The 9,050-nt window shown below is 66.5% G+C and carries 12 protein-coding genes; 5 read left to right on the top strand and 7 right to left on the bottom strand.

Annotation, left to right across the window (positions count from 1 at the left end; genetic code table 11):
* Nucleotides 1-326: 326 nt before the first annotated feature.
* The 3 genes from ABH929_RS18170 to ABH929_RS18160 form a co-directional block, all read right to left on the bottom strand.
* Nucleotides 327-788: a DUF4383 domain-containing protein gene (locus ABH929_RS18170; protein ID WP_205464314.1), complete on the bottom strand. Its 462-nt coding sequence runs from the start codon at nt 786-788 to the stop codon at nt 327-329.
* 47 nt (nt 789-835) lie between these two features.
* Entirely contained in the window at nt 836-1,366 is a 531-nt protein-coding gene (locus tag ABH929_RS18165; protein WP_404562244.1) for a sigma-70 family RNA polymerase sigma factor, read from the bottom strand.
* A gap of 223 nt (nt 1,367-1,589) precedes the next feature.
* Complete coding sequence (locus ABH929_RS18160; protein ID WP_404562242.1) at nt 1,590-2,390, bottom strand: PP2C family protein-serine/threonine phosphatase; 801 nt, start codon at nt 2,388-2,390, stop codon at nt 1,590-1,592.
* 317 nt (nt 2,391-2,707) lie between these two features.
* On the opposite strand from ABH929_RS18160, the gene ABH929_RS18155 reads away from it, so the two are divergent.
* The gene (locus tag ABH929_RS18155; RefSeq protein WP_404562241.1) at nt 2,708-3,799 is read left to right on the top strand and encodes a BLUF domain-containing protein; all 1,092 of its coding nucleotides are present in this window, start codon (nt 2,708-2,710) and stop codon (nt 3,797-3,799) included.
* A gap of 427 nt (nt 3,800-4,226) precedes the next feature.
* Here ABH929_RS18155 and ABH929_RS18150 read toward each other — a convergent pair whose 3' ends face one another.
* Nucleotides 4,227-4,439 carry a hypothetical protein gene (locus ABH929_RS18150; protein ID WP_194673838.1) on the bottom strand — a complete coding sequence of 71 codons (213 nt, stop codon included), beginning with the start codon at nt 4,437-4,439 and terminating at the stop codon, nt 4,227-4,229.
* Complete coding sequence (locus ABH929_RS18145) at nt 4,436-4,915, bottom strand: MarR family winged helix-turn-helix transcriptional regulator (RefSeq protein WP_404562240.1); 480 nt, start codon at nt 4,913-4,915, stop codon at nt 4,436-4,438. The genes ABH929_RS18150 and ABH929_RS18145 overlap by 4 nt, the downstream gene beginning before the upstream one ends.
* A 379-nt stretch (nt 4,916-5,294) precedes the next feature.
* On the opposite strand from ABH929_RS18145, the gene ABH929_RS18140 reads away from it, so the two are divergent.
* The 4 genes from ABH929_RS18140 (at nt 5,295) to ABH929_RS18125 (ending at nt 6,761) form a co-directional block, all read left to right on the top strand.
* A complete protein-coding gene (locus ABH929_RS18140; protein WP_404562239.1) occupies nt 5,295-5,831 on the top strand; it encodes a MarR family winged helix-turn-helix transcriptional regulator in 537 nt (178 codons plus the stop codon).
* Nucleotides 5,832-6,010: 179 nt separating this feature from the next.
* Nucleotides 6,011-6,223, top strand: a complete 213-nt coding sequence (locus ABH929_RS18135; RefSeq protein WP_144757309.1) for a hypothetical protein — start codon at nt 6,011-6,013, stop codon at nt 6,221-6,223.
* Nucleotides 6,220-6,498: a hypothetical protein gene (locus ABH929_RS18130; protein WP_144757307.1), complete on the top strand. Its 279-nt coding sequence runs from the start codon at nt 6,220-6,222 to the stop codon at nt 6,496-6,498. The genes ABH929_RS18135 and ABH929_RS18130 overlap by 4 nt, the downstream gene beginning before the upstream one ends.
* Nucleotides 6,495-6,761: a hypothetical protein gene (locus tag ABH929_RS18125; RefSeq protein WP_404562238.1), complete on the top strand. Its 267-nt coding sequence runs from the start codon at nt 6,495-6,497 to the stop codon at nt 6,759-6,761. The genes ABH929_RS18130 and ABH929_RS18125 overlap by 4 nt, the downstream gene beginning before the upstream one ends.
* A gap of 91 nt (nt 6,762-6,852) precedes the next feature.
* Here ABH929_RS18125 and ABH929_RS18120 read toward each other — a convergent pair whose 3' ends face one another.
* Both ABH929_RS18120 and ABH929_RS18115 read right to left on the bottom strand, forming a co-directional pair.
* On the bottom strand, nt 6,853-7,824 hold the full coding sequence (locus ABH929_RS18120; RefSeq protein WP_404562237.1) for a helix-turn-helix transcriptional regulator: 972 nt from the start codon (nt 7,822-7,824) through the stop codon (nt 6,853-6,855).
* Between the two features lie 502 nt (nt 7,825-8,326).
* On the bottom strand, nt 8,327-8,659 hold the full coding sequence (locus ABH929_RS18115) for a GntR family transcriptional regulator (protein WP_205464304.1): 333 nt from the start codon (nt 8,657-8,659) through the stop codon (nt 8,327-8,329).
* Between the last annotated feature and the right edge of the window lie 391 nt (nt 8,660-9,050).

The raw sequence follows: 9,050 nt of genomic DNA, 5'->3' as shown, positions 1-9,050 counted from the left end.
CCGGCCTGCTGAACAAGACCTTCGGCACCGACGCCGTCAAGCGCGGCCTCCTCGTCGGCACCGCCACCATCACCGCACAGATCAAGTAACACCCCACGTACTCCGGCTGTGCATGGCAGACCGGAACGGCCAACGCCCCGTCGCACGCGACGGGGCGTTGCTCATGCGCCGACTTCCAGAGTCGTTCCGTCGATCGGAGTCAGATACGTCTGGTGGAACGTGCGGTCGGTCATCGGTCCGATCGTCTGATCATGTCGGTCGCTGTGGAGGAATGAACGAAGGGCACCGATCGTGTGATCGGTGCCCTTCACGTCATCGCTTCGAGATCAGGCGCGTTCACGTGCGCTGGATCGGGGCAGGACGATGCCGAGGATGATCATCGCGACGGCGAGGAAGGCGTGGAGCACGTTGTCAGCACTGTTGAGCGGAACGAAGTTCGCCGCGCCGGTCATGCTGGCAGTGAAGAGGCCGTAGATGAACAGCACCGCGTAGATGATGCCGCCGACCAGCAGGTAGAGCCGTGCGCCGCCGGCAGAACGGGCTGCGGCGACGCCGACGATGCCGAAGAGCAAGTGGACGATGTTGTGCAAGACGGATACCTGGAACAGGCCCAGGAGCAGCGCCATGGATCCGTGACCGGCCATCGACATGGACCCCATGTCCATCGTGAGTCCGGGGATGAAGCCGGCGATGCCGACGATCAGGAAGACCACGCCGAACAGAAGGGCGCCCTTCTGGGTGAGGGTGGCGGCGAAGCCGGTACGCGGAGCTGCTGCGTTGCTGGTCATGAGAAGTGCCTTTCGGTGAAGGGGGTAGTGCCGGAGTGCGTGAGCGGTCAGGCGGCTGCTGGGTCGGCCTGCAGGCGTTGACGGAGCGCGATGAGGCCGTCTCGGACGCGCGTTTTCGCCGTCCCGAGCGTGGTGTTGAGGTCGCTGGCGACTTCCGCGGTGCTGCGTTCGCCGAGGTACCGCAGCAGAACCGCGTCGCGTTGCTTGTCGGTCAGCTCAGACAAGGCCTCCCGGAGCTGAGCTCGTGAGAAGTGAGCGTCGAACTGGTCAAGGCTGTAGTCGGTGCTGTGGTGATCGCGGATCCCGAGGCGCAAGTCCCGCCGGCGGGACGCTTCACGGCTACGGATCCGATCAATGGCTCGTCGATGGGCGATGGTGCGCAGCCATGACTCGAGCGTGGCGCGAGTCGGGTCGTACCGGGCCGGATGCTGCCACCACTCGAGGAACGCTTCATGGACGACGTCTTCAGCGAGGTGACGGTCGATGATGATCGTTCCCACGAAACCACGCAACCCGGACGCGTGCTGCCGGTAGGCGGCCGTGAACGGGTCGATAGCTGTTGGTTGGTTGCCGGGCATGTGGGGCGTACCGATCTTTCTACTGGTGATGGGTTCACCGTAGGCGTTCGGATCACGACCGGTTTCCCCCAGTCCGGGGACCGCGTCGCACGTCGTCCAGGTACTCCGCGGTCGAACTGGAGCCCGACGCCTCTTCAGGCACCTGCCGTTCGCGCACTGCCCTGCACCGATCGATCTCTCAGCGAGGCGATGGCATCACGCGCCGCATGGCCACAACACTGTGTCAGGGGTGGCGGCGGATCGCGGTGAGGGTGGTGTCGTCGTCGAGGTCTGGGCCCGCGGCTTCGAGGAAGGCGGTGAGCGCAAGCTGCAGGTACGTCGCTGTTCGCAGTTCGATGGCGAGTTGCGTGAGTGTGTGCATGGACGCGTCGGGGAGCTCGAACAGGCCATCGGTGACGATCAGGAGCAGCTCCCCGGGGGCGAGATGGAGGAGACGGGGCAGGCGAGGTATCCCGGCGGGTTGCAGGCCGATCGGGAAGTCCGCCGATGGGATCCGTTCAACGGCACCGGTTGTGTGGGCGTGCGCGGTGAGGCCGTGGCCCGCGTCGACGAACTCGATCCGTCCATCCCGGAATCGCAGCCGGGCGTGGAACAAGGTCGCGAACGCGGATGCGCGTTCGAAGTGGTCTCGGGTCGCGGTCTCCGCAGCGTCGACGGCTTCGCCGGGTGGTTCCTGGCGGAACACCTCAAGGCTGCCGAGGAGGTTCGCAGCGAGCACCCCTGAGGCGAAGCCTTTGCCCATGACGTCGCCCACCGTGACCGTGGCGTACCCACGCTGGCTGTCCACAGTGACATCAGACAGGTCTCCGGAGATCCCTCGCGCAGACCGTGCCGTGGTCGCGATCGTGTACTCGTCGAGCACGGCGGGTGCAGGACGCATCGCTCGCTGGACCGCGTCGATCCAGGAGGAGTCAGCGCTGTCGAGTTCGTCGTCACCGTCCTCGCGTGGGGCGCGCGTGGCGGTCGTCATCTCACCCACGCGATGCGTCGTCTCATCTGCTTCCCCCTGCTCGATGGTATGCAACTCCCGACCCGCTGTCAGCGGCGCACAGCCCGCAGGGGTCCGGGATGGCGCCCCTGCGACACCATCCCGGCTGGACGCCGTTGCGTGCAGCAACAGGCACCCTGTTGACCCAGGAGCATGCTCAAACCGGGTTGCCCGAGACACTAACTCCGATTGATGCGACCGCGATGTCGGCATTTTCACCGACCACTGTCTGCTCCTGCACCGGTACTGTCCGTGATCCATCTGACGCAGCAACCAGTCGCGGGTTGCTGTTTCTTGGAAGCGTGGCCCAGTCTGGGCGAGTAAGACACGCGTGAAGGAAACAGGGGTCCCAGATGTTGTCACTGGTGTACGTGAGCACGATGGCCCGCCCGGTCACGGACGAGGAGCTCGCGGAGATCCTCGTGATCGCCCGGGAGAAGAACCTGCAGCTGGGAATCACCGGGATCCTGGCCCATCAAGGCAGCAACTGTCTCGGGATCATCGAAGGCGACGACGACGTCGTCCGGGAGCGGTTCGCCGGGATCCGGCAGGACCCACGCCACATCAACGTCCGTGAAGTGGCCGTCGATCACATCAGTGCGCGGGCATTCCCAGAATGGTCAATGGCATTCCAATCCGCCGACCCTCTCATCAAGGACATCCCGGGATTTCTCGACCTGTTCACCGACCATCCGGACCCCGTCCCGGGCGGCGGCAACACATCGCGGGCGAAAGCACTCCTGGAGTGGTTCCGGAAGCACCCCCTCGCACCATTGACCGACCAGGGCGTCGGCGATGCGATCGAGCCGCGTCTGCAGATCATTAGCGCCGCGATCATGGTGCTGCACGATGTCGGCGTGGAACGGGCCGACATGGACCAGATCGCCGACACCGCAGGGATCAGCGTCGACGCACTCCGACAGCACTTCCCGACCCGGCAGAGCCTGCTGACCGCCACCGTCGACCGGTGGTCCAGCACCCTGTCTCGGCCCTTGCTGCCCATCGCCGAGCAGTACGGCGCGGTCGCATACCTGCACGCGCTGATCGTCGCGTATGCCGAGGAACCCGCACTGATGCGGCTGCTCGCGTCAACCCTTGCAGCAAGCTCCGACCCAGCAAACGAGGGTGCGGACTACTACCGCACCCTGTACCTCCGGTTCCGGCAGACCATCCGCACCGCCCTCGAGCACGACATCCGTACTGGTCGAGAACCGAACACGATGGAGCCCGCCCGCGCCACGGAACAGCTCCTCGCCCTCTACGACGGCCTCCGCGTGCAAGCGCTCCTCGTCCCCGGATTCGACATCATCGAAGCCTTCGACCGTGCAGCATCACGCATGCGCCGAGGCTGGTCCGAGGACTACCGCCGTACTGACCTCTTCGAGATCCCACTCGACCGCACCCGCGAACACACTGCACGCCCCGACCTGTTCGGCTCCCAGTAGGTTCGCGCTCCCGTTGGAGGCGCGGGGCGGCCACCGGATAGGTGGCAGCCGCCCCGCTCGCAACGGGAACCACCCCGCTGCTGCTCCACAGTTTGCACCCACCCAGGCTCGTGCTTGCGGAAGTGTGCGGACTGTTCGGGTCATCCCGTACGTCCCCGGGGTAGTGCACACCGCTCAACTCTCCTCCGCGGAGAACGTGAACCGAGACGACGATGAGAGATCCGCGGCGTCGATGCCGCGGAGCGCACCGTCTGCATGGACCTGAGCGGGGTCAATTTCTAGGGGTGCGGGGTACCGGCCGATTCCTTGAAGCTCGGCGGTACCCCCGGTGCGTCGTGCGGACCCGAACTGCCCGGCGAACCTTCCACTAACCGACAGTTGTGGGTCTGTGACCAGTCCGCACCATCGCGGACCCATCAGAACCGGGTTACTGCGTGGGGGTGTCTTCTTCGGGGTTGAAGTGCGAGTCGGTATCGGAGTAACCGGCGGCGAGCCCGTCCGGGTGGTTCGGGATGGTGCTGTCGTCACCGAGACCAGCGGGCTTCACCGTGCCATCCGAGTCGGTGGTGGCCACTTCCACGTCGGGCCCCTCGAGGGCACCGTCATCGTTTGGGACGGAGGGTGGGGTGATGTTGCTCATCGTGTCTCCTTCACTGTTCCGGTGCTGGTGGTTGTGGTGGGGTGGAGGGCTGCGAGGTCGGTGAGGAACCGGGTGATGATCTCCGCGTCCGCTAGGGGAATGGCGGCACAGAGGGCGGCGATGTGCGCGGCAAGTGGGTCGGTGTCGTCTCGATCCGGTGTAGCCAGAGTCAGCTGCACATAGCTGGAGCGTCGATCGGTGGGGTTCGGCACTCGCGTGAGAAATCCGGACGCCTCCAACCGGTCTAGCAGGCTCGTCATCGACGGCGTGGTGATGCCGAGGTGCTCGCCGAGCTGCTTCGGCGTGGACGGCTCATCCCGCGCCGACGCAGCCCGGAGGTACCGGAGCGCCTCCCGCTCCGTGATCGACGTGTGTCCTGCGGCCGCCCGAGTGCGCTCAAGCCGCGCAGCCGCATACCGGCACCGCTCGACCGCATCGAGCAACGCGGCCACGGGTACAACAGGCGTCTCCGACATGCCCCCACCGTCCAAAATCGGCCGTTCCGCGGCGCTCGGGCGACGAATCACAACAGCCATCCCGCACCTCACAAACTACCTGACCGAACCCGGGTGGTGCTCGGTACCGTTTACGGGGCTGCGCCGCGGAACCCTAACCGCTGGCCGTCCGAGCTGCTGCTCGGGTTGGAATCGTCACGCGCACCAGCGGACGTCGTACCGCGAGGGCGCCTGCCCCCTGACCCGAACCACGGGCAGGCGCCCACACCTCACGTCCTACGCCGAGCAAACCTCACACGGTCACGGTTCTTGCGCAGTCCGGATACGTCGTCGTGGCGCGTGCTCCCTGCAGGGCGCGGGAAGCCCGGACGTCTGTCCGGGCCTCGGCTGGCACACTGACATGCGGACGGGCCGCCGCCATGCGGCCGGCAGCTGCAGGTTGGAGGGCCTGATGGGTGAGGACGGTGCGCACATTCCTGCAGGGGTGCTGCTACTGGAATCAGTGAACCGGCTTCGCGTCGCGGAGACGATGCTCCAGAACCGTGCACGCGCTCGGATGGGCCTGAAGGCAAATGATTTCCAGACGGTGCAGTTCCTCGCCGCGCGAGAAGCCGGCGGCTTCCCCGCGCGCGCAGCAGACCTCGCAGAGGCGCTCGGTGTCAGCAGTGCGGCGGCGACGATGACGATCGACCGGCTCGCTGCACGCGGCTTCGCCGCCCGTGAACCCGACCCAGACGACCGTCGATCCCGCATCGTACGACTCACTGCGGACGGCCAGCACAGCCTCATTGAGGCCTACGAAGGACTCCCCGCCGCCGTGCAGGAGCTGCTCGACGCGGTGCCGGCCGCGGAAGCCCAGCGGATCGCTGAGCTCGCTGCCGCCGTGCAGCAGGTTGTCGACCGCACCGCGACACACACCAGCACCTCGGCGCAGTAACCAAATAACGCTTCTAGTTAAGGAAGTTAGACGCCAAGGGTCCGGGTTCGTACCCTGATTGCTGTCAGGACTCCCGCGCCCCGGTCGCGACGACGCCGGCGCTTCTCGCCAGCAGCACGACGGAGGTGGTGCCTGACCAGTCACCGTGGCCAGCCTTGCCACGGGGAAGGCCGCTCGGCATGACGCACACCCTCGTTCCTCCCACTGCTACACCTGCGCCCGCGCCCCGCGCGGACCTCAGCTTCACCGCCCACTACGGCGCACAGCGATCACCGCTGACCGAAGTGCAGCACGCACGCTGGACCCGGCGCCTCGCCGTCGTCGCGGTCACGACCGGGCTTGTTTCGGTGACGGTCGCGACGGTGGCCATCGTCGTCGCGAGTGCCTGGTGAGCGCCGGGGCGGCGGCGACGCCGACTGAGCCGATCGACATGGGGCCGCTCCTGCAAGAACCCACGACGGCACCGCTCATGGAAGCAGGCCCCCGGGCGGATCCGCAACAGTGGCATCGCCGAGGTCTGCTGACGCCGGCTGAGGTCCACGCGATCGTCGTCGCCCGCATCAACGACCTCCCCACCATCGTCACAACCACCCCGGCAACAAGCGACGAGTTGATCTCCCCGACCGAGCCGACCTATGGCGACTTCCTCAGAAAGCCCCGCGCATGAGCATCCTGCTGCACCACCCCAAAACCTCTCCCGCCCTCACTGTCACCGTCTCATCCACCATGCTGCGGTGGGCTGCCGCCGACGCGGGCTTCTGGGTTGCCGACAACGGCGGCGCGTTCGCCGGCAGCATCGACCAGCACGGCCAGCACTTCTTCGTCCGCAATGGCTTCGGCGAGTACCTCGGCGACTACCGCACCCTGCCAGACGCGCAGACCGCACTCGACCGCCACGTCCAGACCGCCCCAATCGAGCCGCCATGCTGACCAACCCCGGCGGGCTCACAGACGCGCACCGAACCGTGTTCTACCGACTTGTCGAACTGGATACCGCGCTCCGGCAGCAACCGCTTGGCGGTCAACCCTCGGCGGCGGCCCGCAGCGCGTCGCCCGGAAGCTGGCCGAATTCTGCCTTGTAGGACGCCGCGAACCGGCCGAGGTGCGTCAGCCCGACGGACCGGGCTACCGCTGCCACCGACTCGGCTTCGCCGGACTCGAGCTGCTCCCGCGCCAGCAGCAGTCGGATGCCCTTCAAATAGAACAGCGGCGACATCCCGTGGATGCGTTGGAACGCGCCCTGCAGTCCCCGCACGCTCATGCCCGCGGCCTGAGCGACGTCGTCGACGGTGATCCGCTCCGCGATGTGATCCAGCAGGAACGCTTCGGCTTTCGTCAACCGGGTGCGCGCCGGTGCCTCACGGCCCTGCCCGACCGGCCAGTGCGGGACCGCGGTCAACAAGCCCGCGGCCGCGAATCGGACAAGCTCGCGCTCCCGCTCCAGCGACACCGGTCCGGTGCTGCCCAGGATCTCGGGAGCGATCGCACGCACAACCAGCCACCACGCCGCGAGCGGCGCCCCTTCCGGCACGTGATGGGGCTTGAACTCCAACGGTGCAGGATTCCAACCGCCCCGATCCGCGGCGACCAGCTCAACCGTCGCCCGATCGATGCGCATCACGTCTTTCTGGAACCCCTCCCACCTGAATGACTGCCGGCCTTCTCGGTAGAGCACCGGCCGACCCCGCAGCAACGATTCGCCATCGACGGACCCCCGCCCAGCCTTCAACCACGTCACGATCACGGCGTCACCAGACTCGACCTCCCCACGAACGATTCCCGTGCACCGCGTCGATTCCAACGACAACAGCTCCGTCCCCGACACGGTCTCCTCGAACACGAACGGCGCATCATCAACAGCGCCCACCTGCAACCCGTAGGTCAGATGGGTCCGCGCCACAGCATCACGCGCCGCCGCGATCTCCTTGGTCCGCACAGCCAAACGCGTGCGGTCCATCATCAATTCGTTCACATCGTCGATTGTGTCGAACACACCCTCAAAGACGCGGACACGGGAGCGAGCTTCCGGACGCCGCTTGCCTGGGCATGATTGATCCGTCCGAATCACGGTCCCCACCGACGTTGCGTCAACGCACGCCGCGAACCACAGGTCAACGAACTCGGGTGCGGTGCGGTGCGTTTCGCGAGCTTCTTGAGAGCTGGTACGACACACCGGACGGGCCGGAAGGGCACCTCGAGTGCCTGGCGCAAGACCCGGACTGGTACTTGATCAAGCCGGTGCAGGTCCTGTGACCGCCCGTGCGGCCCTTGCCAGGGTGTACGGGTGTGGCGGCGACAGCCGCGCTGGGCCTTTGAGGCCCTCCGGCGGGGGTCCTCCGCCGGGCGGTTTCCGGATGGGATTGGTGCCGGGGTGCTGTCCCTGAAACACCACCCCGGCCGGGCACCCAGTGTTGCCGAAAGGGGCCCGTGTGCCGTTCGAGAGCATGCTCTACCGGACGACATCTGCACCCTACTGCGTTCCCAGCTGCCACTGATCACACCGGCGGTCGCTCGTTCGGTGGGGTAAAGAAGTCGCAGTAACGAACAGGGCCGGCGATGAAGTAGCCATCACCGGGCACCGACCGCACCACACCGTCAACGATCAGTGCCCGATACGCATTCAGGATCGTGTGAATGCTCAACCCAGACGTCACCGCAGCGACCCGGTACGGCGGCAACTGATCACCCTCCAAAAGGACACCATCGGCGATGGCGTCTCGGATAAGCTGCTCGACCCGCTGCTGCAGGAACCCTCCCACTCGACGCGGGCCCGGTAGTACCAGGCAGAACACGCCAGGCAATGCCGGCGTCACGTCACCATCACTCATACGCCGGCCTCCCTTCGCCCCGCTGGTCGAACCGCGGGGTGGGATACCGGATCAGGTAGCAGCCCACCCCGCTAGCAACGGGAACCACCCAGCTGCTGCCACACAGTCTGCACGAACCGACGGCTCGTACCGTGCAACCGATGAACCACCCATCTTCTCGACGGCGGAAGCCCGCTCCCGTTCGCCGGCCGCGCGGGAGCCTGCGCATGCACTGGTGGCAATGGGCGCTCCTCGGCACCCTTGCCGCCGTCACGGCAACGCTTCTGGTGGCCGCGCTGACGCTCAAATAGGTCCGGCATGCCGCTACCAGCGAAAGTGGGTTCCCGGGAGCGGTGGAACGTTCGGGTCATCCCGCCACCCCCGGGATAGCGCACTCCCCCACCAGCCTCAA

Origin of the sequence: Curtobacterium sp. AB7 (assembly GCF_044909335.1) — a bacterium.
In the GTDB taxonomy this organism is placed as follows: Bacteria; Actinomycetota; Actinomycetes; order Actinomycetales; family Microbacteriaceae; genus Curtobacterium.
Note: the sequence above shows the minus strand (reverse complement) of the source record. Positions and strands in the feature narration are given on the sequence as shown.

Bases quoted from the DNA above. Each gene is read 5' to 3' on its own strand.
- ABH929_RS18150 (WP_194673838.1), bottom strand. From the start codon at position 4,439: ATGAGCAACATCACCCCACCCTCCGTCCCAAACGATGACGGTGCCCTC.
- ABH929_RS18140 (WP_404562239.1), top strand. From the start codon at position 5,295: ATGCGGACGGGCCGCCGCCATGCGGCCGGCAGCTGCAGGTTGGAGGGC.
- ABH929_RS18135 (WP_144757309.1), top strand. From the start codon at position 6,011: ATGACGCACACCCTCGTTCCTCCCACTGCTACACCTGCGCCCGCGCCC.
- ABH929_RS18145 (WP_404562240.1), bottom strand. From the start codon at position 4,915: ATGTCGGAGACGCCTGTTGTACCCGTGGCCGCGTTGCTCGATGCGGTC.
- ABH929_RS18115 (WP_205464304.1), bottom strand. From the start codon at position 8,659: ATGAGTGATGGTGACGTGACGCCGGCATTGCCTGGCGTGTTCTGCCTG.
- ABH929_RS18155 (WP_404562241.1), top strand. From the start codon at position 2,708: ATGTTGTCACTGGTGTACGTGAGCACGATGGCCCGCCCGGTCACGGAC.
- ABH929_RS18165 (WP_404562244.1), bottom strand. From the start codon at position 1,366: ATGCCCGGCAACCAACCAACAGCTATCGACCCGTTCACGGCCGCCTAC.
- ABH929_RS18125 (WP_404562238.1), top strand. From the start codon at position 6,495: ATGAGCATCCTGCTGCACCACCCCAAAACCTCTCCCGCCCTCACTGTC.
- ABH929_RS18170 (WP_205464314.1), bottom strand. From the start codon at position 788: ATGACCAGCAACGCAGCAGCTCCGCGTACCGGCTTCGCCGCCACCCTC.